General features: G+C 53.2%; 22 protein-coding genes. 6 read left to right on the forward strand and 16 right to left on the reverse strand.

Annotated elements, in window-relative coordinates:
• Positions 1 to 124: 124 nt before the first annotated feature.
• Positions 125 to 661, forward strand: a complete 537-nt coding sequence (gene hpt / locus RIC05_RS18960; protein WP_350044554.1) for a hypoxanthine phosphoribosyltransferase — start codon at positions 125 to 127, stop codon at positions 659 to 661.
• A gap of 34 nt (positions 662 to 695) precedes the next feature.
• Here the strand turns inward: hpt and RIC05_RS18965 are convergent, their stop codons facing one another.
• From RIC05_RS18965 to RIC05_RS18980, 4 genes are all read right to left on the reverse strand, one after another.
• Positions 696 to 1,196, reverse strand: coding sequence for a hypothetical protein (locus RIC05_RS18965; RefSeq protein ID WP_350046088.1), 501 nt, complete (start codon positions 1,194 to 1,196; stop codon positions 696 to 698).
• Positions 1,193 to 1,486 (reverse strand): ElaB/YgaM/YqjD family protein, encoded by a 294-nt coding sequence (locus tag RIC05_RS18970; protein ID WP_350044556.1) that lies wholly within the window; start codon positions 1,484 to 1,486, stop codon positions 1,193 to 1,195. Before RIC05_RS18970 ends, RIC05_RS18965 begins: the two co-directional genes overlap by 4 nt.
• A 506-nt stretch (positions 1,487 to 1,992) precedes the next feature.
• Complete coding sequence (gene pobA, locus RIC05_RS18975; protein ID WP_350046089.1) at positions 1,993 to 3,159, reverse strand: 4-hydroxybenzoate 3-monooxygenase; 1,167 nt, start codon at positions 3,157 to 3,159, stop codon at positions 1,993 to 1,995.
• 221 nt (positions 3,160 to 3,380) lie between these two features.
• Positions 3,381 to 4,265 (reverse strand): substrate-binding periplasmic protein, encoded by an 885-nt coding sequence (locus RIC05_RS18980; protein WP_350046090.1) that lies wholly within the window; start codon positions 4,263 to 4,265, stop codon positions 3,381 to 3,383.
• Between the two features lie 294 nt (positions 4,266 to 4,559).
• Between RIC05_RS18980 and RIC05_RS18985 the strand changes: the two genes are divergently transcribed.
• Together RIC05_RS18985 and RIC05_RS18990 are read left to right on the forward strand one after the other, a co-directional pair.
• Positions 4,560 to 5,399, forward strand: coding sequence for an HAD-IIB family hydrolase (locus RIC05_RS18985; protein ID WP_350046091.1), 840 nt, complete (start codon positions 4,560 to 4,562; stop codon positions 5,397 to 5,399).
• A complete protein-coding gene (locus RIC05_RS18990; protein WP_350046092.1) occupies positions 5,392 to 6,624 on the forward strand; it encodes a glycosyltransferase family protein in 1,233 nt (410 codons plus the stop codon). The genes RIC05_RS18985 and RIC05_RS18990 overlap by 8 nt, the downstream gene beginning before the upstream one ends.
• Before the next feature lie 52 nt (positions 6,625 to 6,676).
• Here RIC05_RS18990 and RIC05_RS18995 read toward each other — a convergent pair whose 3' ends face one another.
• The 6 genes from RIC05_RS18995 to RIC05_RS19020 form a co-directional block, all read right to left on the reverse strand.
• Positions 6,677 to 7,171 (reverse strand): PAS domain-containing protein, encoded by a 495-nt coding sequence (locus RIC05_RS18995; RefSeq protein WP_350046093.1) that lies wholly within the window; start codon positions 7,169 to 7,171, stop codon positions 6,677 to 6,679.
• 15 nt (positions 7,172 to 7,186) lie between these two features.
• The gene (locus RIC05_RS19000; RefSeq protein WP_350046094.1) at positions 7,187 to 7,684 is read right to left on the reverse strand and encodes a hypothetical protein; all 498 of its coding nucleotides are present in this window, start codon (positions 7,682 to 7,684) and stop codon (positions 7,187 to 7,189) included.
• 88 nt (positions 7,685 to 7,772) lie between these two features.
• Positions 7,773 to 8,246 carry a hypothetical protein gene (locus tag RIC05_RS19005; protein ID WP_350046095.1) on the reverse strand — a complete coding sequence of 158 codons (474 nt, stop codon included), beginning with the start codon at positions 8,244 to 8,246 and terminating at the stop codon, positions 7,773 to 7,775.
• 167 nt (positions 8,247 to 8,413) lie between these two features.
• Positions 8,414 to 10,228, reverse strand: a complete 1,815-nt coding sequence (locus RIC05_RS19010; RefSeq protein ID WP_350046096.1) for an alpha-amylase family glycosyl hydrolase — start codon at positions 10,226 to 10,228, stop codon at positions 8,414 to 8,416.
• Positions 10,229 to 10,372: 144 nt separating this feature from the next.
• Positions 10,373 to 10,789 carry a cupin domain-containing protein gene (locus RIC05_RS19015; protein ID WP_350046097.1) on the reverse strand — a complete coding sequence of 139 codons (417 nt, stop codon included), beginning with the start codon at positions 10,787 to 10,789 and terminating at the stop codon, positions 10,373 to 10,375.
• Positions 10,790 to 11,642: 853 nt separating this feature from the next.
• Entirely contained in the window at positions 11,643 to 13,370 is a 1,728-nt protein-coding gene (locus tag RIC05_RS19020) for a thiamine pyrophosphate-requiring protein (RefSeq protein ID WP_350046098.1), read from the reverse strand.
• 127 nt (positions 13,371 to 13,497) lie between these two features.
• Between RIC05_RS19020 and RIC05_RS19025 the strand changes: the two genes are divergently transcribed.
• The gene (locus RIC05_RS19025) at positions 13,498 to 14,259 is read left to right on the forward strand and encodes an IclR family transcriptional regulator (RefSeq protein ID WP_350046099.1); all 762 of its coding nucleotides are present in this window, start codon (positions 13,498 to 13,500) and stop codon (positions 14,257 to 14,259) included.
• A 19-nt stretch (positions 14,260 to 14,278) separates the two neighbouring features.
• Here the strand turns inward: RIC05_RS19025 and RIC05_RS19030 are convergent, their stop codons facing one another.
• Positions 14,279 to 15,229 carry an AraC family transcriptional regulator gene (locus RIC05_RS19030; protein ID WP_350046100.1) on the reverse strand — a complete coding sequence of 317 codons (951 nt, stop codon included), beginning with the start codon at positions 15,227 to 15,229 and terminating at the stop codon, positions 14,279 to 14,281.
• A gap of 202 nt (positions 15,230 to 15,431) precedes the next feature.
• Between RIC05_RS19030 and RIC05_RS19035 the strand changes: the two genes are divergently transcribed.
• Positions 15,432 to 16,658, forward strand: coding sequence for an MFS transporter (locus RIC05_RS19035; protein ID WP_350046101.1), 1,227 nt, complete (start codon positions 15,432 to 15,434; stop codon positions 16,656 to 16,658).
• Between the two features lie 302 nt (positions 16,659 to 16,960).
• On the opposite strand, the gene RIC05_RS19040 is transcribed toward RIC05_RS19035, so the two are convergent.
• From RIC05_RS19040 to RIC05_RS19060, 5 genes are all read right to left on the reverse strand, one after another.
• Complete coding sequence (locus RIC05_RS19040) at positions 16,961 to 17,452, reverse strand: toll/interleukin-1 receptor domain-containing protein (protein WP_350046102.1); 492 nt, start codon at positions 17,450 to 17,452, stop codon at positions 16,961 to 16,963.
• A 713-nt stretch (positions 17,453 to 18,165) separates the two neighbouring features.
• Complete coding sequence (locus RIC05_RS19045) at positions 18,166 to 19,395, reverse strand: hypothetical protein (RefSeq protein WP_350046103.1); 1,230 nt, start codon at positions 19,393 to 19,395, stop codon at positions 18,166 to 18,168.
• Positions 19,361 to 20,017, reverse strand: coding sequence for a hypothetical protein (locus RIC05_RS19050; protein WP_350046104.1), 657 nt, complete (start codon positions 20,015 to 20,017; stop codon positions 19,361 to 19,363). Before RIC05_RS19050 ends, RIC05_RS19045 begins: the two co-directional genes overlap by 35 nt.
• 255 nt (positions 20,018 to 20,272) lie before the next feature.
• On the reverse strand, positions 20,273 to 21,262 hold the full coding sequence (araD1, locus tag RIC05_RS19055; RefSeq protein WP_350046105.1) for an AraD1 family protein: 990 nt from the start codon (positions 21,260 to 21,262) through the stop codon (positions 20,273 to 20,275).
• Between the two features lie 72 nt (positions 21,263 to 21,334).
• Entirely contained in the window at positions 21,335 to 22,108 is a 774-nt protein-coding gene (locus RIC05_RS19060; RefSeq protein WP_350046106.1) for an SDR family NAD(P)-dependent oxidoreductase, read from the reverse strand.
• A gap of 818 nt (positions 22,109 to 22,926) precedes the next feature.
• Here RIC05_RS19060 and RIC05_RS19065 point away from each other — a divergent pair.
• Positions 22,927 to 23,673 carry a FadR/GntR family transcriptional regulator gene (locus tag RIC05_RS19065; RefSeq protein WP_350041467.1) on the forward strand — a complete coding sequence of 249 codons (747 nt, stop codon included), beginning with the start codon at positions 22,927 to 22,929 and terminating at the stop codon, positions 23,671 to 23,673.
• The last annotated feature ends 80 nt before the right edge of the window (positions 23,674 to 23,753 follow it).

The following is a 23,753-nucleotide window of genomic DNA, read 5'->3' on the forward strand; positions in this document are numbered from 1 at the left end:
AAAAGGCGACCGAGCGGGCGCATCGTCATGATTATACTTCTGTTACCATTCAAAGGCTGGTCAAGGATCATTCCCTGTGCTAGCAAACTGCACATCACACCATAACGCTTCAGGACCGGAATTTATGGCCGATTATGATGTCAAGCCGCTGATAACGGCAGACGAAATTGCCACCAAGATCGACGCACTTGCTGCCTCGATCAATGAAAGCTTCAAAGACACTGAAAAGCTGATTGTCGTAGGCCTGCTGCGCGGTTCCTTCGTCTTTATCGCTGATCTTGTCCGCAAACTGACCGTTCCGGTCGAAGTCGACTTCATGGTCGCATCTTCGTACGGCGATTCCACCGAAAGCTCGCGCAATGTGCGCATCATGAAGGATCTTGATGGTCAGATCCGCGGCAAGGATGTGCTGCTGGTCGAAGACATCATTGATACCGGCTATACGCTTTCCGAAGTGGTGCGGTTGCTTAATACCCGCGATCCCAATCGTCTGGAAATCTGCACCCTTCTGAACAAACCGTCACGGCGCGAAGTCGAAATCCCGATCGGGTTCTGCGGCTTTGATATTCCTGATGAATTTGTGGTTGGCTATGGCATTGATTATGCCCAGAACAACCGCAACCTGCCCTATATCGGAACCGTGCATTTCCACGGCGAATAGGCCCGGACAGAATTCAGAAAAAAGGCGGGAAAGCTTAGCTTCCCGCCTTTTTTGTTTCATCATCCGGGTCCTTTTCCGGATCATCATCCGGTTCGGGCCGTGGTTTGGGTCGGTCAAACACGCCAAGCGCATTCAAATCATCAACCATCCGTTCCAGCCCGGTCTGCATGCCCGGGTTGTTGCCCTGCCCGGTGGCATAGCCCGCCGTTGCGGCATGGATCAAAAGATCAAACACAACGTCATCGTCGCTTCGGGTGGCTTTGGGGTCTGAACCGGCTTTTGGCTTTTCAATGCCTTCGCCGGGATCGCGTTGCATCATGATGGCAAGCGCCACCAAGGCCAGCACGATCAGTCCGGTGCCAAAGGCAACCGCGGCTGCGATTGCGCCGAATTTGGCCGCCACCGCCATAAAGGCCGCCGCCAGCAAAAACCCGATACCGATCAAAATCACCAGCCCGATCACGGCAAAAACCGCAAGCCTTGCGGCTGCGGCCTTTGCCAGTTCGGTCAGTTTGTCGGTTAACTGATCAATCATTTCTGAAGCAGACGACCAATCAACAACCCGACACCAAACGTTATGGCGACAGAGGCCAGTGGACGGTCGCGAACATGATCGACGGCCGCATCCCGGGCATGATCAAACTGATCACGTGCCTGGCCGGACACCTCACGAATGCGTTCTGCTGCGGCTTGCGTTCTGGTATGCGCAGTTTCTCCCGCCATGGTCTTAAGCGTCTTGGTCACTTCAGCCAGATCTTTGCGAAGGGCATCGACATCGGCCTGAAGTTTTGCGTTATCAGCAGTCGTCTCGGTCTTGGTCACCATGGTTTTCTCCTGTTGTCTTGAAAACAGCAACACACACCTAACGTGCTAGTCCGGCAAACAGTTCCACACTTAATTGTGATCTTTTGTGGGCAACCATACGTTGCGCCCTTCTCACGGCATTTGTCACGCAAAAAAAATGAACGGCCCGCGTGGGTTACGGGCCGTTCTTTAGAGCGTGCTGCATTTAATCTGCACCGTTTTGCCGGAGGCAGCCTTCTGTCCTGCAAGGAATGGGCTGCAGAGCGTAGCAGGGCTACGGTCAAGGGCCTTGACGCTGCGGGGCGGAAGGCTGTCCCGGCCCGCAGGGTTTGATTTTGGCAACGTTTCGCGACGTTACACCGTTTAACCGATGCGCCGCATCGCTCTGCACGCTGTGCCTTGCCAAACATCGCCAAAAACAAACAAAATGGCGCAGATTAAAAGCAACACGCTCTACCCTGTCGGAAATTCTGGGCGGAACAGGAAGCGGGAAGCCTCCTCGGGGGTGGGTATCCCCGTTACATCGATCAGTAAGGCAAACCGACGTAATTTTCCGACAGGTTCGTTAACCCTGCCTTGGAAGACAGGATATACTGCAATTCGGCATCGCGGATGCGGCCGTCAAATTCGTTCTGATCCCCGAATGTATGCAGCATCGAGGTCATCCACCATGAAAACCGCTCGGCTTTCCACACACGGGCAAGTGCCGTATCGGAATAGGCCGACAGCAGATCATTTCGGTTGTTTTTGTATTTCGCAATCAAGGCTTCGGACAGGTAATGCACATCACTTGCCGCAAGGTTAAGCCCCTTGGCGCCGGTTGGCGGCACAATATGCGCAGCATCCCCGGCCAAAAACAGGCGGCCATGCTGCATGGGTTCGGCCACGAAACTGCGCAATGGCGCGATGCTTTTTTCAAACACGTCGCCTTCATTGACCAGCTCGGCATCTTCTTCACCAAGGCGGGTGCGCAGCTCGTCCCAGAAACGATCATCTGACCAGTCTTCGATCTTGTCCGTGCTTGGCACCTGAACATAATGGCGCACCACAGTTTCTGATCGCATCGAACACAGCGCAAATCCACGATCATGCTTGGCATAGATCAGCTCGTCGGCCACCGGCTTGGCATGGGCCAAAACCCCGAGCCAGCCAAACGGATAGACCTTTTCAAACTCCCGAACACCCGGAAGGCTTTTGCGGCCAACACCGTGGAACCCGTCACAGGCCGCGATATAGTCACAGCTGATTTCGACTGCGTTGCCGTCTTTGAGATATCGAACACGTGGCCTGTCACTGTCGATATCATGCAGGCTGACATCTTCGGCTTCCCAGACGATCTCGCCACCATGGGCAAGGCGTGCGGCAATCAGGTCCTTGGTCACTTCGGTCTGCCCGTACACCATCACCGTCGAACCACCGGTCAGTTCTTCGATATTCACATGGGTCCGCTTGCCATTGACACTTATATAGATGCCACCATGAATGATGCCTTCTTTGGTCATCCGCGCATCAACACCGACCCGCTTCATCAGATCAACCGTGCCCATTTCCAAAACACCCGCCCGCACACGACCTTCGACATAGTCACGGTCTTTGCGTTCAAGAATGACCGACGCAATGCCCTGCACATGCAAAAGATGGGACAGCAACAGGCCGGCGGGGCCTGATCCGATAATTACGACAGGGACATGCATGGCGGTTTCCTCACAAGATCACGGTTTTTGGTTCAATTTTTTAATAGGAACAAGAACCATTCCATTGCGGAAACAATACGCCTGTTCCCGGTTTGACAGAATGGACAAACCGGGAAAAAGATTGGACAAATCGAACATGTATTTCGGGTTGGTTATGGCTGATTGCCATTCCGGTTTTACAGTGGTGCAAACCGGTTTGTGCACCCGCAGGGTCAGGTGTGTCAGTTATGTTCCGCGATATGCGTCTCGCAGATATCCCATCTCACACACATCAACTGCCCTCTGGGCGTATCCATAAAGGCCTCGAACTCGGCTTGCAGCCGCGGGCCGTCCGGGTGATTGCGCGATATCAATATAAACATGGAATCGGTAGTGATCGGCTCTGTGATCGCATAGGCCTGCGTCGCGTCAGGACCAAGATTCCGCATCAGGTCAAGCCAGCCGACCTCTTCTTCTTCAAACAGAATGTCCGCCCGCCCGGCATCCAGAAACCGCCAGGCCGATTCAGGATTGGCGACAATTTCGGCCTCTATGCCCAGTTTGATGAATTCATTTTCCTGCCAATAGCTTGCAATCCCGACCGGCCGCAGGCCCAATGTGCGCAAATCCTCGAACCGGGTGACATCAAGCCCGCCGGGAAAACGCGATTTCCGGTAAAATCCCCTTTGATAGGCCTGCGCAACCGGATAGCGCGGAACAAGGAAATCACGTGCGCGTTCCGGCGTACTCAACCACGGGAAAGTCCCGACATATTCGCCGCGTTTGGTCAATTCATATGACCGCTGCCATGACAGGAAATCAAACTGCACCCGATACCCCATGGCCGCAAAAATCTCGGTCACACGGTGCGCATGCTTGCCGAAATTGGCCATGGTTTCTGTCACCATCGGCGGCCATTCAGCAACTGCAAACCGTATCTTGTCTTCATTGGCAACCCGGTGCGATATCCCTGCTTTCTGTGTTGTCGTGTTCGGGCCGTCCGATTGCGCAACATAAGATCCGGCATATGCCACAGCCACGCCGGAAAAGGCAGCATGCGCATACATCAATGCAACAAACACAAAAGTCCCAACCCTGTATCCTGCCCGCTGCACCGCGCGCGTCATATGCTGCTCCAACGATTTGAACTTCTCACTCTGGTACCAGTCCGTGTCGGCAACACTGACATATCCGGCCTGCCCCGACACCTTACTATATATGGGCGGCGCAGAATCTTGTTTCGAGCCCCAAATTACCAATGTCACAATATCTTACCGCCCGCACGTTTTTTGACCACGAAATTTTCATGTCTAAAATTTAATCCCTAGGCTGTCGATCCCGGCCCATCACTGTGCTAAGCTCTTGGTCAAGATATCCAATGACGGTCTCGACCATGTTTAAAACCGCGACAGAACGGGATGATGCAACAAAGCCGCGCCATCGCCATTTTCACAGACCTTGACGGCACTTTGCTTGATCATGACACCTATAGCTGGGAGGCCGCCCGCCCGGCGCTGGATCGTGTCAAACTCCTTTCCATACCGCTGATTGCTGTTTCCTCGAAAACCCTGGCCGAACTTGAATTCCTTAATCAGGGCGCACATCTGTTTGATGGTTTGATCGGGGAAAATGGTGGCATCATTTCGCTCAATGGCGAAACCGAACAACATGGCCCGTCCGAGGAAAAAATAGACTCTGCCCGCCGCCTGATCCAGGCTGCGGTAAATGTCCCGCTCACCAGTTTCCGCACCGTTTCACCAGAAGTCATTGCCGCTGAAACCGGGTTACTGCTTGAAGATGCCATTCGCGCCGGACAACGCCATTGTTCTGACCCGCTGATCTGGCAGCCATCGCCCCAAGACGTCGCCATCGCGCGTGAAATCGCGGCCAAATTGTCGCTTAACCTTGTCAAAGGTGGTCGGTTCCACACCCTGTGTGGCCCGTCAAGCAAGGGTCAGGCAATGAAACGCATGCTTGAACGGCTTGCCGTTTTCAAACATGACAAAACACAAACCGCACGCCCCGAACGCTTTACCACCATTGCCCTTGGCGATTCCCCAAACGATATCCCCATGCTGCAAGAAGCCGACATTGCCGTTCAGATACCGACAAAACACGGCGTTCGCACGTCACCATTGCTAGATCACAGCAACTTGCGCGTTGCCCCCAAATCCGGCCCCGAAGGCTGGAATGCTGCGGTGAATGCAATCTTGGACCAACTCATCAATACCAATAAAAACAGCGAGGTACTTCATGGCTGATTTCCATCAGGGTGGCCCGATCACGACCCTTCATCGAATTCTTGACCGAAACCCGGAAGAACTCGCCTATGAGATGGCTGCCTTTGCCCGGCAAAGACGCCAGACCCTGATCCTGCCGTGCCTCTATTCCGAACTTGAAACCCCGGCCATGACCACCATCGTCAACGGGTTAAAACAGGCAACCTATATCGATCAGATCGTTGTCGGCCTGGACCGTGCCAATGCGCAGCAATATCTCCATGCCCGCGAATTTTTCAAAGACCTGCCGCAGCATGTCCGCATTCTCTGGAATGATGGCCCGCGCCTGCGCGGTGTCCATGACCGGTTGGCCGAATTTGATCTCGCCCGCTATGAGCCGGGCAAAGGCCGCAATGTCTGGTATTGCATGGGCTATACGCTGGCCTCGGGGCGAAGCTCGGTCATTGGCATTCATGATTGCGACATCGCAACCTATACGCCCGATCTCCCGGCCAAGCTGATGTATCCAATCGCCAATCCGGCATTTAACTTTGCCTTTGCCAAGGGCTATTATGCCCGCGTCGCCAACGGCACGCTTAAAGGTCGCGTTTGCCGCCTGTTTGTAACGCCCCTGATCCGCGCGCTTAAACAGGTTGTCGGCAAGACCGATTTTCTGAACTACCTTGATTCATTCCGCTATTCCCTTTCGGGTGAAATTGCGATCAGAACCGATGTGGCCTATGGCCTGCGCGTGGCATCGGACTGGGGGCTGGAAGTATCCATGCTTTCGGAAATGTATCGTAACCACACGGTTCATCGTCTCGCACAAGTCGATATCGCCGATATCTATGACCATAAGCACCGTGAATTTGACCCGGCAGAAAAGGATGACGGCCTGTCACGCATGGCAAGCGACATTGCCAAATCGCTGTTCCGTAAACTGGCAACACAGGGCACGATTTTCTCGCATGAAACATTCAGAACACTTAAAGCGACCTATTACCGCATGGCGCTTGATCTGATTGAACAATACCGTGCGGATGCGATGTTTAACGGCCTTAAGATCAACCGCGACGAAGAAGAAAAATGCGTCGAAGTGTTGTCCGAAGTCATCATAAGTGCCGGTCAGCACTATCTTGAAAACCCGCTTGAAAGCCCGTTCATCCCAAGCTGGCAACGGGTTGAAAGTGCCATGGGCGATATCTTCGAGCATCTTTCAAGTGCGGTCGAAGATGACCTCAATGATCTGGGGATCGGCAAGGAATAAGGCCTGCATTTACTATCACCGTCACATCGCGACTTTGACGCTCTGTGACGTGTTACAACATCAAATCACGCATCGGAAAAATCGCAAGGAAGACCTGACAAACATCTTCCTTGCCGTCTTTTTGCAATATCACCGGCAGCAAAAGCCGCACCCCGCGGCGCCATTCCTTTTGAAATATTTGCAATTGATGGATTTGCGGCTGGCCTGTTCTTCGTGCCAGCGAAAGTGCGGCATGCAGGCCGGTTGAAAAATGGCAATCGACCTCACGCGAAAATGCACCGCGCCAATCTTCGCCGGTCAAGGCAATGATATTTTCGCCTTCCAGCAATATCTGAAAGTCGTCTTTCTCGGGGTGATATTCGTAAATACTGATATCTTCGTGCCACGGCGCGAGGTTTTCAGCATTAAAATCATCTCGGGTTGGCGTGCGCCCCTGATTGGCGAATTCTTGCCAAAGGGCCAGCAACTTGCGCGCTTCGCGTGGGGCATCATCAGATAATTCCTGCAGCAAGATTTCCTTTTCCTGCGAAATTTGCAGATCCGCCATCCGTCTTCCACCCCGCTAAATGTAATGTACTGGCTCGTAGTTGAAACGCGCGCCAAGCACCTGATGAACTGGATCATTGAACTGATCTACAGTTCGGGTCGGCAACAGAACCCGCAACCAGTGACGCTGTTTTCCATATGCATTGATCAGATTGACATACTGAAAAGTTGGCCGTTTTTCGTTCATCGTTCTAAACAGTGCGCCCATCAGGTTGGTGCCGTATTTAAGATCAATTTCGCGCGGCGTTGTGCCCTGAAAACTCTCCCCGCTCAGGGTTATGATCGACGGTGCGTCTATCCGGACAAGGAAATCATTTTTGACCGGCTGAAATTCATAAATGCTGATGTCATCGCGCCATTTACCAAGGCGCTCCGCAGTTAAAACGGAACGCGGTGGAACGTCATTTTCCGTGCATTGTGCGGATGCCTCAAGCCATGCATCGACAAGGGCAACAACGTTCTGGTCAACGTCCTCCGCCAAGCCGTCCAACTCTATTTCTGCTGAATCATACATTCGCCAAGGCGTCCTGGATTTCTTCCCACTTATTTACGTGGTGAAAATCTAATATAAAACAAGCATCCAGCCCGCAGATTTCCGGAAATCAGCCGCCGCGATAGAAAAAATGTGAAACAAACACCTGCAAGACCACATTGCCATCACGATCTGACGTCTTCACAGGCAACATCAAACGCAACCATTCTTCCCAGACTTTAAGTTCAAGCCCGACCCGGTGAAACGCCGGTTTTCCTTCATCAATCACGCCAAGCAGCGTTGCATGCGTGGTTGTGCCGTAATCCAGATCAATCTGGCGCGGTGAACAACCAAGATAGCTTTCACCACTGGCAGCAATGATATTCGGGCCGTCAATTCGAATGATAAAATCGCGCTTTTTGGGAAGATATTCATAGATGCTGATATCATCGACCCACGCCGCCAAAACATCGCCATTCAGAACCTTGCGATGCGGCACCGCGTCGCCACGCTTCGCATTGTGCCATGTCTCGAAATACGCCCGGACACGATGGTCGACATCATCGGGCAAATGCGGAATTCGAACTTCCTGCGCATACGCCATTGCGTATCATGCCCCTTGGTCTTGTTTGGTCATCCAGCTTTGCAAAGCATGCTCGCAGACGCAACAATAAATTCCAACAGACCAAAAACTTTTGTTTAAGTATAAATACTTACCATGATTTCAGGCATTTGAAATATCCCGCATCATCCTGATAATCGGGGATCCGATCAAACCGGCATCGCATCGCGATAGCGTTGTAAAAGACGGCTTTCGGTGCGGTTCCGACCATCAAGATTGGAAATCCAGACGATCTGATACGGGGCCAACGTCATGATCCCGTCGTAATCTTCGATCACTTGCTGCGTGATCAAATCCTGCCAGCCTTCGGTCATGATCAGATTGATTTTCGACAGATCAAGTTCCTGTGGCGTTTCCGTCAGATTGAATACGCAAAAGATGCTTTGTTCATTCAGATGCGATTGCCGCCAGACCCCCAAAAGACTGGGTCCCAGACTAAGGGTATATTGCGTGGCGTTCGGATGGAATGCCGGTTGCCCCATGCGGATCGACATCAGGGCGCGCAACTGATCAAAGGCCGATTTCGCCGGGCCTTCGTCGCTAAGAACCTTTTCCGCATCTTCAAGCTGCCAGACCTTGCGGTTCAGGCGGCGCGGAATGCCGGTGTCTTTATAAGCCTGCTGATCGTTCTCGGTCGCCAGAATGGTCTGGACATAAATCGCCGGAATGCCTTCAAGCGACATGGCAATCGCCTGGCTCATGACAAACCGCTCCAGCCCCATTGCCGCCTCGCCGGCAAAGTTTTCCGCCAGCATGCTAAACAGCGTGACATTCAACTCATACGGCTTCTGCCCGCCGCCCTTAAGGGCCCGGAAACTGACCTGCCCGCCCATCTTGATCGCATGGTCCTTTAACCCGTCAATATCTTCATCCGGGATCAGGTTTTCGGCCGGGCGCAGGCCGATGCCATCGTGGCTGGCGGTAAAGTTAAAGAACGTGCAGCCCGCCGGTGCCGGGGGCATCGCCATGATGCATTTCCGGATATAATCAGACCGCCCGCTCAAAAGCGCATGAATGATCACCGGCGGCAGGGAGAAATTGTAAATCAGATGCGCTTCATCCTGATTGCCGAAATAAGAAAGGTTTTCCAAAAGCGGCAGGTTGGTTTCTGTAATAAACAGAACATCCGGATAGATCGCATTGGCGGCAAGACGCAACGCCTTGATCAATTTATGAGTCTGTTCAAGATTGATCGATGTCGTCCCGACTTCTTTCCAGATAAAGCCAATCGCATCAAGGCGGACAACCCGCACACCGTTTTTCAGATAATTAAGAACGACTTTCAGAATTTCAAAGAAAACGTCCGGGTTGCCGTAATCCAGATCCACCTGATCATAACTGAACGTACACCAGACATGCTTTTCACCGTGTTTGGTGATGACGTCATTCAGCAACGCATGGCTGCGCGGGCGCACAACATCCGATAGATCATCTTCAAGACGGGCGGTCTTGATGTAGTCCACGCCCGGCTTATCGCCTTCAAGGAATTGCTGATACCATTCATGGGATGCCGAAATATGGTTGGCCACCAGATCGGCCATCACCGTGCCATGCTTGGCCAGTTCTTTGACATCGTCCCAGTCGCCCAGTTCCGGGCGCAGCACGTTAAAATCACTGACCGAAAACCCGTCATCGGATGTAAAGGGATGAAATGGCAGGATATGAATGCCGATCAGCCAGTCCTTCAACCATTTCTGATGGAACTCGCCAAGGCTTTGCAGGCCCTTCTTGCCGTCCTGATGGATGCTGTCGCCATAGGTGATCAGAAACGCATCGCGCTGATCCCATTTGCGCAAATATTCTTCGCACGGCTCCGGCCCGTCGCCTTCAATCGGAAGACCAAGAACCTCAAACGCGCGGCGCACCAGATCTTCATGGTCGTGGCCGGGATAGACATCCGCAAGCAGGTTGCGCATCGCACTGGCAAACGCAATCCGTCCTGATGTTCCGACAACACGATCCATGGTGGCTCCTTTAGGGCAGGCAAATCAAATCATACGCACCAATGAAATAATGAAACTGCCTGTGATGCAAGCAGGCATTTCAACCTGCTAGCAAACTAAGCAACATTATGCCACAAGTCATTTAACATATTGGGAAATATCGTTTTAATCAGGCACGCCTTCTGGCTTGTAAATCACGTTTTCTGCCCCCTCGGCCCCCATGAAAACCACAACAACCCGTGCCGGGATATCGCCGTCATTGATCCCTTCATGCCAGTAATCCATGGCTTCAAGCACCCCTTCTCCGGCGTGATAGGTCGTCTTTCCGGCATCGCCATAATCGACTGTGATCTGACCTTCAAGGATGTATCCATATGTCGGAACACCATGTTTGTGCCAACCGGTCTTCTGCCCCGGCGCCATGGTCGCCAACATCGATTTTATCCTGGCTTTGCCCTTGGGATAGCGCACCTGCTCGCCGACGAAATTCACCCCGCTATCAAGCAACGGCACCCCGTCATGCACATCAACGGCAGGTTTGTCGTTACCCGCACCACTATTCCGCCCTTCTGGCTTTGCCATATTCTGAAAATGCCCATGTGTTATTTAAAGCCGTTCTACAACTGTTGCGATCATAGACAGATAAGACCCCAAAACCATAAAAAACGGGCATCGGTCAAACGCGCTGAAGCATTAAGAAGCTACAGTTTCACCCTAAAAGCCCGAAAACCTTGGTTCGCTTATCAAAACCGAACAAGAATCTGACCACAAGCGGCCGCCAAAACAACAATATGGTGAGTGTAAAGAATACTGCAAAGAATGCTAAAGCTGGCAATAGAACAGTCGCTTCAGCATTTGCAAACAACGCATACCAAAAGGCAATGAATGGCCCGTAGAAATGCCCCAAAATCAGCTCGCACTTTGGACAGGACCGTCGCCTCCATCCCTTGGGTGTTGGCTTGCTTGCGATATTGCGTAGCACTCGTCGACGACGAGGCGTACACACAATAAGAAGGGAACCGAAAACACCTATCGTTAGGTTCAACCATAACGTTGATGGCAAGACATCACTGTAATCGAGATAGCCGCCTACAACCGGCCAAGCATAAAGACTTAAGAAGATAAACTTGAAGAGCTTGGACCTGAAAAAACCAACGTAAATACGCAACGTTTCATACTTCATACTCATCGAAAGAAGCTCACAACTGATACCAAGTCGGGGTCAGGACTCTTCAACTCACACTAACTTGCGCGACGCAAAGCACCCAAGATTCTTGTCCGCCCTTCTGGCTTTGCCATATCCTGAAAATGCCCGTTTGTTATTTAAAGTCGCTCTACAACTCCCGCGATCATAGACACATAAGACTCCAAAACCATAAAAAACGGGCATCGAATTCACGATGCCCGTTTTCCTGTCTGCTAACATCGCCGGATCTTACGGCGCAATCGTTACTTCAACAAACGCATGGGTGCGTTTGGTGTCAATATGTTTGATCGCATCGCGCAAAATCCCCGGTAAGTCTTCGGCACGCTTGGCCTTGGCAACCCATGCGCGGCTGGCCTCGGCGACCTTGGTGAAATCAGGGCTAGGTTTAAGCGCCGTCAGGGGCATTTCATTGGTTTTCGCCGCATAACCATCGGGATACATCCCGGTCACGGACTGGCGCACCGCCCCCCATTCATTGTTGTTTAAAACAAGGATCAGGATCGGAAGTTCCAGCGCCTCGGCAATCTGATGACACGCCGTCGGGTTGGCAAACATGTATGATCCATCGCCCATGGTCGCGACAACCAGCTTGTCCTTATCGGCCAGCTGATAGCCCATCGATGCCGGGAAGGACCAGCCAAGCCCGCCCGAATGCGGCTCCTGGAACCAACTGCTATGCGCTGACAGCGAAAGCGGCTCAAGCGGGCAGCCAAGTTCGGAAAACACCGTGGCCGGACGGTTGGCAATCGCATCTGAAAGACAGCGCGATACATAAGCCTTGGTCATCGGATCCACCGACCCTGCATCCGCCGCCACCAAGGCCTTTTTGCGGGTTTCGGCATTAATCGCGGCAACCTTGCCCCGGCGCTCCGAACAGATCGCTTCATGATCGGCATGGCGACGATCCATGGCCGCCGCCAGCATCATGATCACATCGCCCGTCTCGCCGCAAAGCGACAGGTCAGCAGCAAAATTACGCCCCGGGAAGCGGGAATAAAGCGGGTTCTGCCCGATCTGCACAACCTTGCAATCATCGCGTAATGTGTGGATTTCCGGTGACCAGGGGGCAAGGCAATCAATCACCACCACCGCATCGGCATCTTTCAACCACGGTGCCGGATCCATGCCAGCATGCATCGCATGATCGGTGCCAAGGGCCAATTGAATGGCCCAATATTGCACAACCGGAATGCCCCACTGATCGACCAGTTTGGCAAAACGATCAAACGCCTCATTCGTTCCCGTACCGCGCTGGGCAATGATCACGGGGTTCTTGGCATTGGCAAGAATGTCTGCTGCGGCTTCCACACTGGCCTGTGGCGGGGCGACTTGCACCGGTTGCTGGCGCAGCGGCCCGTCAATGTCATCACTCGGGCAAGGTTCACACAAAACTTCCCGCGGCAGGCTGACATAAACCGGGCCCTTGGGCACCGAGGATGCAATCGCATAAGCACGATCCACCACATCAGGCACTTGTTCCGGGAATTTAAGCTCATATTCCCATTTGGTGGATTCCCGCACCAATGCCGCCTGATCGCGCATTTCCTGGCCCCAGCCAATCGGAACCGTGCGTGCGCCAAGTCGGCCCTTTTCCATCACCGGCGTTCTGCCCGACATCAAGATAACCGGCACCTGTTCGGTCGCGGCATTGATCGCGCCAATCGCACAGTTCGCAAGGCCAACATTGGTATGCGCCATCACCGCCTGGGCTTTCCCGGTCGCAAGGTAATAGCCATGCGCCATGCCCATCGCGGCATTTTCGTGCGGCATGATCAGCGCGTGTGGCAGGTCGATATCCTTTGCCGCGGCCTCGGCCAATCCTTCAATGATCGGCGGAAAGTCCGTACCGGAATTGGCAAAAATATAATCAATCCCGATCGCCTTCATCCGGGCCAAAACAGCCCCGCCCGCCGTCAGGGTGATCTGGCCGGTTTTTTCCTGCGTGTCGTTTTGCATCAGACGCCTCTTGCTCTTTTCATTTAATATTTCTATATTTGAAATATGATTTATAATATAGTTTATTATTGAAATCCGGTCGTCGTCAAGCAGGACGACCACCCCACCGTGATGTGAATGGAAACTCATGACCAGCCAACTCAACGGATCTGTGCTTAAGGCGTTTAAAATTCTTGATCTGTTTGCATCGGGAAAGTCCGAACTGACGGCCAAGGAAACCGCCGATGCGCTTGGCATCAACATGATCACCGCCCACCGGTTTTTGCACACACTGGTCCATGCCGGGGCCCTTCGGGCATCGGCGCGCGGCGTGTTTCGACTGGGCTATATGTTTGCTGATCTGGGGGATCGGGTGCTGCGCGATGGTGATCTGCCAACGCTTTTACAGCCGATCCTTGATCAGCTTGCGATCGAGACCGGTGAAGCCTGCATGGCGACCGAATTTGATCGTGACATGGCGGTTTGTATTGCCAAGGCCCTGCCCGACCGCCCGCTTTATGTCGATATCCGCATCGGATCGAAGCTTGATGCCTTTTGCACAGCACACGGCAAGCTTTGGCTGGCGCACATGAACAAGGACGATCAGGACCGCTATTTCAAAAACGCCACCCTGACCGGCATGACCGACCACACCATCACCGATATCAAAACCTTAAAAACCGAACTTGAAACCATCCGCGCCCAAGGCTTTTCCACCAACAATGGCGAACGCGAAAACGACATCTATGCCATCGCCGTGCCCGTCACGACCCAACACGGCAAAATGATCTCGGCCTTTTCGGTGTTCGGCGCATCGCCCGCCACCCTTGATCAGAACCGTATGGATTTGATCGCAAAGCTCACCGCCGCCGCCCATACCGCCCAAAACACTCTTTACCGCCCGGCATAATGCCCGGAAGGCCCAAGGCCTACGCCGCCCGCACCGTGCGAATGGTGCCCGGCGATTTGCCCGTCGTGCGCTTGAACGCCCGGCTGAATGCGGCCTGCGAGCCATAACCAAGCCGGTCCGCCACCACATCAATCGCCATGCGGTCGCGCCCGATCCACTGGCTGGCAAGCCGCATGCGAAGCTCGGTCACATAGCGAAGCGGCGTCACCCCGGTCACCTCAAGAAACCGTTCGGCAAAGACCGACCGCGAACTGCCCATTTCGGACGCCATCGCCGCCACGCTCCAGTTGCGGCCCGGCTCCCGGTGGATCGCCGCAATCACCCGGCCCATGCGCGGATCGCGCAAGGCCTCGACCCAACCGGCGGCATCGCCGCACCCGCATTCGACCCAGCCGCGCACGATAGAGGCCGATACCACATCGGCAAGCCGGGTCAGGATTCCGGCAAAACCGGCCCGCTCCGCACTGACTTCGCGCGCCATCGCCTCAAGCACGGGCAGGATTTCGGGGTTTCGATCAATCAGGGTGCCGACCTGCATCACCTCGGGCATCATGGAAACCAGCGGATGCATCCCGCCAAGATCAAACTCCATGCAACCACTGAAAATAAGCGCATCGGTGCTGCGGCACATTTCCGCCTTGCAGGCATGAATGTCATCCACCCGGCGGCAAATCGTCGTCACGCTGTAATCGGTGACATCAAGGCACGGAATGGCCGGATCGGACAGCAAGGCATGAATGCCCCCGCGCGGCAAAAGCACCGCATCGCCTGCCTCAAGCGTATGGACAACCCCGCTATCGGTGCGCAGATACACCCGGCCGCGGGCAATAAAATGAAACTGCGCGCGCGTCGGGTCCTCGCCAAACCGCACCCCGAAGGGCGGTGAAATCTGGATGCGATTGTAATGCAGCCCGTCAAGCCGCATCCCCAAAAGAAGCTCGCTGATCAGGTCACTCGAAAGCATCTGCATGGCGTACATCCCGTTAATCCCGTTAATCCCGTCAATCCTGTCGGTCCCGTCACTCCGGCTCTCCGTCGCCCTGACCCGTCGTCATTCCGGACGAATGATCAATAATGGCAGATAAACTGGCATAGACCGTCCAACGGGTCCAGTCTATTTTGTGTGCAATGCACCAATCTGGGGCCCTGCCCCTTAACTCAAAGGACTCCCCATGAGTGAAGCTCAATCTGCCCCCCAGCCCGCGGCAGCGCAAACCACTGCGCAAACGCCCGCGGCATGGGGTGCTGTCATTTCCCTGACCCTTGGCGTCTTTGGCCTGGTCACGGCCGAATTCCTGCCCGTAAGCCTTCTGACCCCGATGGCCCGTGACCTCAATGTCTCCGAAGGACTGGCCGGACAGGCCATTTCGACCACCGCGATCTTTGCCCTGATCACAAGCCTTCTGATCGCCACCGTCACCCGCCGGTTTGATCGCCGTCATGTCTTGCTGAGTTTTTCGGTCTTTCTGATCATTTCAAGCATCATAGTCGGCATGGCGGAAAACTTTGCCTTCCTGCTGCTTGGCCGTATTTTGCTGGGCGTTGCCCTTGGCGGTTTCTGGGCCATGTCGGCGGCAACGGTTATGCGTCTGGTTCCGGCATCGGATGTGCCGCGTGCCTTGGCCATCATGTTCAGCGGCGTTTCCGCCGCCACCGTCTTTGCCGCCCCGGTCGGAAGCTATCTTGGCGATATCATAAGCTGGCGCAGCGTGTTTTTGCTCACCGCCGGTGTTGGCGCGATTACCTTTGTCGCCCAATTCATCACCTTGCCGTCCCTGCCCCCACGAGGACGGGCAACCTTGCGCACCCTGATTGATCTGATCAACCGTCCGGGCATGAAGCTTGGCCTGTTTTCACTGGTCCTGATCATTACCGGCCATTTCGCCCTGTTCACCTATGTCCGCCCGTTCCTTGAAAACGTCACCGGCGTTGCAACGGCGGGGGTTTCGGGCGTGTTGCTCGGCTTTGGCCTTGCCAATTTCGCCGGTACCTATCTGGCTGGCGCGCTGATTTCACGCTCGCTCCGCATGACCATCGCCCTGATGCCGCTCCTTATGGGGCTCTGTGCGCTTGGCATGGTGGCGATTGATGGTGCGCTCAACCCGACCATCGTTCTGGTCGCAATCTGGGGCATGGCCTTTGGCGGCGTTCCGGTCGCTTGGTCAACCTGGATCACGCGCACCGTGCCTGATGAAGCCGAAAGCGGCGGCGGATTATTCGTTGCCGGTTTCCAGACCGCGATTGCCAGCGGGGCTGTCATTGGCGGGGTCATTTTCGATCATGTCGGATCGCTTGGCGTGTTTAGCATCGGCGGCGTCATCCTTGTCGGCGCAGCCCTTTTCGCCACCATCGTCCTGCGCACGATCTCGACCGTCACCCCGGCAACCGAACAAGCCTGACCGCAAACCTCCCCCCATCGCGTCCACCAACGCAAACACACCACAAACAAAAAGGGCAGCGGAATACATCCGCTGCCCTTTGTGATTCTGCCTATCCCAACCAACCCCAACCAACCCCAACCAAACCGAACCCAACCACCCCCGTCATTCCCGCGTAGGCGGGAATCCATCTGCCAAACCGTACGATACATCACGTATTGCGCCAGATTTTACCGTCACTCGCCCATCTCAGCGGCAGAAGGCTGTGCAAGCTCATCTACATCCAACGTGAATGTAGCTTTGCTTGAGGTTGAATCTCAATACTACTCAATGGAGACCAGCTCGGCGATTTTGGCGGCAACTTCCGACATTGCCTCTTCGCTAGTGCTCAACCCTGCCCGGGAGGCCAGCAAGAGACTAACCTTTTCCAGCTCTTCATAAGTTGTTCCATGAACAACTGGCACGAGCCGCTCACGCCGGAGGAGAGCCGAAAGCTCTTTATCTGCAACACCTTCTGCCGGGAGGCGTCGTAACATGGCCGGGGTAACCAAAACAATGCCGACGCGCGAGTTCACCAAGCCCTTGTCGATCGCCCGCATCATAGGCACTCCGAGACCAAGGTCCTTCTCGCTGAACCATACTCGAACGCCGAGTCCTTCAAGTAGATCATGTAATTCTTTGGCGGCCCCTTGCCTATCATCCCACGCGTGACAGAGAAACACGTCTCGAAGTTCAGGTTGTGAGACGGCTAGGTTTTCCACATTTTCTCGAACCGGCGTGAGTGCTTGCACTTGTTCAGGTGTGTACAATACCACCGAGCCCCCCCCCGACCATCGCGGCTTTACTGCGCGTCGCCCCGAGCTACCGCTACTAGTGATCCTTGATGAGGAATATGATGGTCGAGTAGAACTTTCGTATCGGTTGTAACCACCGCCATACCCGCCGTAACTGCTGAAGCGGCTACCCCGACTTCCGCACGCGGGACAGTCGGCTGCAGCAGCAGACGAACGATGCCCCCTTACTGGAGCAGTACATCTAGCCATGTCTTTATAATCCTTCACAATTCCGCCAGCTCACCAATTTATTGATTTGCTTTGTCGGTCATTCAAATTGACTTGTAGATTGTATCGCACACATCGAAGACGAGCAGCGCCTCACACCTTAAACCTTGAACTCAGAAAGCTGCGTACGACCACTACGTCCAACATTCCCAGCATAAAGATTTGCTCATATAAAACTTACGCGGTCGATGGCCATCAAGAGTAGTTTACCTAAACAAAAGTAGTAGGATAGGCCGCTCAGAAGACAATTTGAGAACGTTAAATGTTCTTACTGAATGGCTGATAACCATTGATGAAGATCAGGTAACTTGACTCGGCGAAAGCAATATGCCCCAAATTCCGGGCGAAGATTACGGTCATTCCAGATGTAAAATGATGGTTTGACACCTCGGGCAAAGGGTTGAGCCCACAGTGAATTCTGGGCCTGCCCTAAGCTCCACCCGGACTGCTTAAGCACACATAAACAACTAACCCGCAATCTTCTTTCTTGAACGGCTGACTACCACTGCGTCCAAGGACGCCCCGGTAGCGAGTCCTGCAATCATGCTTAAAGCATCCTCAAGCTCGCCTCGGACGTCCGTTGGAATCTTATCATTCAGAAATAAATCATATGCCCATTTTGCTGCAACCGATGCAAATCCCCCGTATGGAACTCCACTGGTAATAAGTGCTCCGGCCCCCCCTCCAACTAATGCACCCACGTTCCAGCGACGGAGGCGTTCTGAACGGCGCTCAAAAAGTCTTACGTCAGCATTAATCTTAGAGATAGCGTCTCTTAAAGCCTCCTCATCCGCAGAAGATGACATAAGTTTCTTTGCCACATTCCGAAAACGGACAGCAGGCAAAGAATGGAAGTTCTTTACAACTTCAAGGGGAGAGATACCTGAAACAGAGAGCAAACCATCAGTTACGGTATGAATACGATTAGCAACAGGATCAGCAGGAATTGCTTTCGTACCGCCTAAAAAACTCGCAATTATTTGGCTATTCCCTGTCTCGTCGAAACCTCCAAAATTTCTTGGAATGTAACTAGCGCCCAAGGCAAGAGCCCATTCAATACCAGCGCCACAAATCGCAAGTTCGAGACGGGCATCCCGATTGAGGAGCTTAAGAAAAACATCTCCAAGGTAAGTGCCCACCCCATAACCAAATGACGCTAGTGCTCCCCGCATCATAAACGTATCGTGTTGTCGAATGAACAAATCGCCGTAACTCTTGACCAGTCCTCTATGTTTGTCGTCTTTCGTTACCTTATGCATAGCAAAAAGGATTGCTGCGCGCTGGCTGGACGTCAGGGGAGCGTAAAGAAAAGGTTCTTTTTTTTGCCCACGGATAATAGTTCTTGTGGCCAAAGAACGGGAAAGGACAACAGAAGAAGAATCGGCCTCGAATGCTGACTCAATTAGCGACGAAGGGTAATCATTTGCAGAGTATGGCAAGATTACCCGCACTCTTTTGAGTCGTATTAGCTCTTGTAGATCCTTTAACGGAACTTGATGCTTTGACGTCCATCCAAGATGATTTCTCTCGGGCAGTATATCGACCCTGTCATATAAGGTCAGAAGCTCGGAAAGCCGACTCTCACCACAATGTTCCGCATCATATAAACATGCAAAACTTGATGGTGAAGCCGTTTCAGGTTCAATGATCTCCTGAGAGGCCCTACGACGCAAAAAAAACACGCCATTCGTCTTCATCTCGTTCGACCAAGTTTTTGAGGGTGTCTGGTCCCCGCGTGAGCTCCCGGCTTGTTATTAGATCGAGGCTATCATGTGTTCGAGATGAGTGACCGTGACGCATCGATGGCGGCACTACAATAAAATCTATTTTTTGAGTTATACCCGTCTTATTTACAGCTTTATCAACCGTCGTCTTTTCGGTCTCTGAGAGGGGAGTTGGTGACTTGAATACCCAACGGTGGGCTTCATGGTCAAAATCCACTCCACCTTCTGGTAGCTTGGACTCTGCCAAAAAAATCAATTTGTTTAATTCTGAAGAATTGAGAGGCTCGTCATTAAGCCAAAGCTCAGACTCATAGCTGACTTTTCGATCAATAATAGACCCGAAATTCTTTCTACTATTAGCTAAAGTGATATTGCATGTAATCGGTCGAATTTTGTCGTTGAACAACTCAGACAGACTCGAGAATTCCTCATTTGGACAATTTTCGATGTATATCGTGAAAGTATATTCCGAACCATAGAGAGTTAGTCTGAGATCGGGGTATAAAAATCCCAGCCGTCTAGCTGACCAAATAGCAAAATTCGTGTGAATGGCTAGCATTGAATTGTCTTTTGAAATAGCCCCGCCAACTGTCATATATATTTTCCAGTACTTGAACTATCAGACAAATAATCTCGTGATAGGAAGCTAGAGCCAGATTTAATTCCCGTCTAAATCGCGGACTCCCAATATGTACTTTAGCAGAACACGAACCACGCTAATCCACAACCTAAAGTTAAAGCTAAACAAGAAAAACCCGGCCCAATTGCTTGAGCCGGGGAAGGTTGTGTCGTTCGGAGGGAGACGGGGTTTTCACACCCCTTGGAAATAACGATATCCCCGAAAAAGCCGTTAGATGGTTTTGACAACCACCTTGCGTTCGGCTTGTGTTTTCAGGCGGTTGCGCAATGCGCGACCAAACAGCGGCGATTCAATTTCGAACTCGTCGCCATCCCGGGTTTTGATGCCATCGGCAAAGGAAAGCGTTGCTGTGCCAAAGAAATGCGCATGCACATCGCCCGGACGGCAGAACAGATCATATTTGAAATGATGGTATTCAAGGTTCGCAAGCGTGTGCGACATATTGTCTTCGCCACTCAAAAACGGCTTTTCCCAGATCACCTTGCCATCGCGATAGAGGCGTGATGTGCCTTCAACATGGCTTGGCAAATCGCCAAGCAACAATTCCGGCCCCATCGAACAGGCACGCAGTTTGGAATGGGCCAGATAAAGATAGTTCTGGCGTTCCGTCACATGGTCGGAAAACTCGTTACCAATGGCAAAGCCGATGCGCACCGGATTGCCATCCTGATCAATGACATAGATCGCGGCAATTTCCGGCTCTTCGCTGCCATCAAGGGCAAAGGACGGGCTTGGCATATCGCCGCCCGGCGTGGCAACGATTGATCCATCACCCTTATAGAACCATTCGGGCTGAACGCCGGTTTCACCAGCCTTCGGCTTACCGCCTTCGACCCCCATACGAAACATCTTCATTGAATCTGTTTCATCGGCGGCCTTGGTGCCCGATGTATGCATGTTTGCGCGTGCCGATGCCGATCCCAAATGGGTCAAGCCGGTGCCGGTCACCAGAAAATGCGCCGGATCCGCATGGGTAATCGGGGCCAAAAGGCGGCCTTCGGCGGCAACCGCATTGTAATCAAGGCGCTCTTCACCGATGCGGGCCTTGGCGGCCTCGATCATGGTGATGCCCTGACCAATGGCGATCCCGGCCAGTTCGCGGGTGGTGGAAACACCACCAAGCGCAATAAGCGTATCTTGGTCTTCGACCACGGCCACATGCTGGGCGCCTGCGGTATCCTTGTATTGAACCAGTCTCATGAAATCTATCCTGATAGGTCTGTTACTTTGCGGGAAACAATCATTGCAGATTGATAGCGGTAATGTGGATGATCAGACCCAGCCGCCATCAACGATAAAGTTCTGGGCGGTGACCATCCGGCTTTCATCGGAAATCAAAAACAGCGCCATGCGGGCAATATCACCCGGCATCACCTTGTTTTTAAGGCACTGGCGTTCGTCAATTTCACGTTCGGCCGCCTCATCGACCCAAAGATCAAGCTGGCGCTGGGTCATGACCCAGCCCGGAACAAGCGTATTGACCCGGATATGATCCTTGCCAAGATCGCGCGCCATGCCGCGTGTCAGGCCATGGGTTGCCGATTTTGCCGTGGTATAGCCCGGCATGCCGCCCTGCCCCATCATCCAGCTGACCGACCCGAAATTAATGATCGCACCGCCACCGGCCTTTTGCATCATCGGCGCAACCGCCTGGATGGCAAAAAACGACGGGCGGATATTGATCGCCTGGCGTTCATCCCAGTATTCCGGGGTGACGTCCTGCCATTTATGGCGGGTATCGTTCGCGGCATTGTTCATCAGACCCGTGATCGGGCCATTAAGCTCGGCGGCCTTGGCAACGGCTGCGCGCAGGGCATCAATATCGGTCAGATCACACTGGATAAAGACCGGCGCATTGCGCGCATCCTTTGACATTTTTTCGACAAGCGCATTGCCGGCATCTTCCATGATGTCGACAAAGGCGACTTTGGCGCCCTGTTCGACAAAGGCGGTGACAATCGCCTCGCCAATGCCCGAAGCACCCCCGGTGATAAAGACCGATTTGTCCTGCAGGCTGGTATAGTGTGTCGGTGTGCGATCAGACATGATCGTTCCGTCTCCCGTATTCTGGTTTCTGTCTGGCGGTGTGGTTTACGGGACTCCGCCCGAAAACCGATCCGCGATCTTAGTCATAATTGACGGATTTGGCATCACATCCGATATGTGCAGTGCAAAAGCAAGAAACGTTCAAACGACATTTTTTTGCCTGACGCACCCATCGGTCACAGGCCCTGTTTAGCAGCCTGAATAATACGCCCCTTGTGCGTGCATAATGCTTCCTCCCGACAGTTATGTTTTTAGGGTCAGGGCCCCTTAATTTGATTGTAATGGCAGTCGTTATATTCGCGAAATCCAAGGAAAAGCCCGCCGCGCGGGTTGGTATCCCGCACAAGGGATTTGACGCGGGAGTTCGCAAATATAACGACTGTCCTTCGGATCAACCGGATTTTCTCGGGCCACTTTGTCGCAAAACATTGAAAGATAACCACCTTCCTGCTGTTTCGCTTCGCGTATCCGCAAAAATCTGATTGACCATTCCAAACAAATTAAGGAGTCTTGACCCTCATTCTTCATACAATAACATTAATGATCAGGATATCCGGGCCTGTCAAGCGTCAAACCGGTGAAGTGATGTCTTTCGATCTGTCGCGCAGTAGTTTATAAGCAGCCCACCTTTGCGCTCATCGCCTTGGCGCGATATCACACCGCTGAATTAATTATATGCTTTGCAACACAAGGCGCTGCGAACCCTAGATTGGTTGCCCTGAAAATAAATTCATATTAAAATTCATATTATATGAATAATATCAAAGCGGGCCTTTCATCTTTTTGTTTTCAATTAAGGCCACGCCGGAGGGAATTTAATGTCGTCGATGTCGAGAACCTATGCCAAACGCAGCCTGCACAGCATTGTTGCGCATGACCTGGGCGCACGGATTGTTTCAGGGCGACTGGCACCGGGCGATGTGCTGCCGACCGAGGCGGCGTTAAGTGAATCGCTTGACGTATCACGGACCGCCCTGCGCGAAGCCATCAAGATCCTCTCGGCCAAGGGGCTGATTGAATCCCGGCCAAAAACCGGAACGCGGGTCAAACCCCGGACAAGCTGGAACCTTCTCGACCCGGATGTTCTATCCTGGCATTTCCCGGACCCGGACGCGGCCTTTTTGTATGGCCTGTTTGAAACCCGCATGATCATCGAACCAAACACCGCTGCCATGGCGGCCGAACGTGCAACCGAAGAACAGCTTGCCACGATCGAGGCCGCCTATACCGGCATGGAAAATGCCGAACTGGGCACCGATGCGGTTTACATGACCGATCTTGCCTTCCATCAGGCAATTCTCGATGCATCGGGCAATGATTTCATGAAATCGTTCGGCATGCTGATTGAAACCGCCCTGATCGGGTCGTTCCGTCTGTCTTCAGGCGGACCCAAGGCGCATGTCAAATCCCTGCCGGATCATCTGGCGGTGTATAAGGCCATCGCGCACCGCGAACCGGGCGACGCCCGCGAAGCCATGCGCCGCCTCCTGCGCGGCACCATGCGCAAACTGCGCCACGAACTGGGCATGGCGGTCGAACATGACTGGGACCAGATCGGGCTGTAATCCAACAAGTCACACTTCAACAAAATTTAAAAATGCTGCAGCTCTCCTGCAGCGTTTTTTTATGCCCCTCGACCTTCCCG

It is taken from the genome of Thalassospira sp. (assembly GCF_040218635.1).
Classification (GTDB): Bacteria; Pseudomonadota; Alphaproteobacteria; order Rhodospirillales; family Thalassospiraceae; genus Thalassospira.

Bases quoted from the DNA above. Each gene is read 5' to 3' on its own strand.
- pobA (WP_350046089.1), bottom strand. From the start codon at position 3,159: ATGCATGTCCCTGTCGTAATTATCGGATCAGGCCCCGCCGGCCTGTTG.
- RIC05_RS19005 (WP_350046095.1), bottom strand. From the start codon at position 8,246: ATGGCGTATGCGCAGGAAGTTCGAATTCCGCATTTGCCCGATGATGTC.
- RIC05_RS19035 (WP_350046101.1), top strand. From the start codon at position 15,432: ATGAGTGAAGCTCAATCTGCCCCCCAGCCCGCGGCAGCGCAAACCACT.
- RIC05_RS19030 (WP_350046100.1), bottom strand. From the start codon at position 15,229: ATGCAGATGCTTTCGAGTGACCTGATCAGCGAGCTTCTTTTGGGGATG.
- RIC05_RS18965 (WP_350046088.1), bottom strand. From the start codon at position 1,196: ATGATTGATCAGTTAACCGACAAACTGACCGAACTGGCAAAGGCCGCA.
- RIC05_RS19045 (WP_350046103.1), bottom strand. From the start codon at position 19,395: ATGAAGACGAATGGCGTGTTTTTTTTGCGTCGTAGGGCCTCTCAGGAG.
- RIC05_RS19010 (WP_350046096.1), bottom strand. From the start codon at position 10,228: ATGGATCGTGTTGTCGGAACATCAGGACGGATTGCGTTTGCCAGTGCG.
- RIC05_RS19050 (WP_350046104.1), bottom strand. From the start codon at position 20,017: ATGACAGTTGGCGGGGCTATTTCAAAAGACAATTCAATGCTAGCCATT.
- RIC05_RS18980 (WP_350046090.1), bottom strand. From the start codon at position 4,265: ATGACGCGCGCGGTGCAGCGGGCAGGATACAGGGTTGGGACTTTTGTG.
- RIC05_RS19015 (WP_350046097.1), bottom strand. From the start codon at position 10,789: ATGGCAAAGCCAGAAGGGCGGAATAGTGGTGCGGGTAACGACAAACCT.
- hpt (WP_350044554.1), top strand. From the start codon at position 125: ATGGCCGATTATGATGTCAAGCCGCTGATAACGGCAGACGAAATTGCC.
- RIC05_RS19060 (WP_350046106.1), bottom strand. From the start codon at position 22,108: ATGTCTGATCGCACACCGACACACTATACCAGCCTGCAGGACAAATCG.
- RIC05_RS18995 (WP_350046093.1), bottom strand. From the start codon at position 7,171: ATGGCGGATCTGCAAATTTCGCAGGAAAAGGAAATCTTGCTGCAGGAA.
- RIC05_RS18985 (WP_350046091.1), top strand. From the start codon at position 4,560: ATGCAACAAAGCCGCGCCATCGCCATTTTCACAGACCTTGACGGCACT.
- RIC05_RS19020 (WP_350046098.1), bottom strand. From the start codon at position 13,370: ATGCAAAACGACACGCAGGAAAAAACCGGCCAGATCACCCTGACGGCG.
- RIC05_RS18970 (WP_350044556.1), bottom strand. From the start codon at position 1,486: ATGGTGACCAAGACCGAGACGACTGCTGATAACGCAAAACTTCAGGCC.
- RIC05_RS18990 (WP_350046092.1), top strand. From the start codon at position 5,392: ATGGCTGATTTCCATCAGGGTGGCCCGATCACGACCCTTCATCGAATT.
- araD1 (WP_350046105.1), bottom strand. From the start codon at position 21,262: ATGAGACTGGTTCAATACAAGGATACCGCAGGCGCCCAGCATGTGGCC.
- RIC05_RS19065 (WP_350041467.1), top strand. From the start codon at position 22,927: ATGTCGTCGATGTCGAGAACCTATGCCAAACGCAGCCTGCACAGCATT.
- RIC05_RS19025 (WP_350046099.1), top strand. From the start codon at position 13,498: ATGACCAGCCAACTCAACGGATCTGTGCTTAAGGCGTTTAAAATTCTT.
- RIC05_RS19000 (WP_350046094.1), bottom strand. From the start codon at position 7,684: ATGTATGATTCAGCAGAAATAGAGTTGGACGGCTTGGCGGAGGACGTT.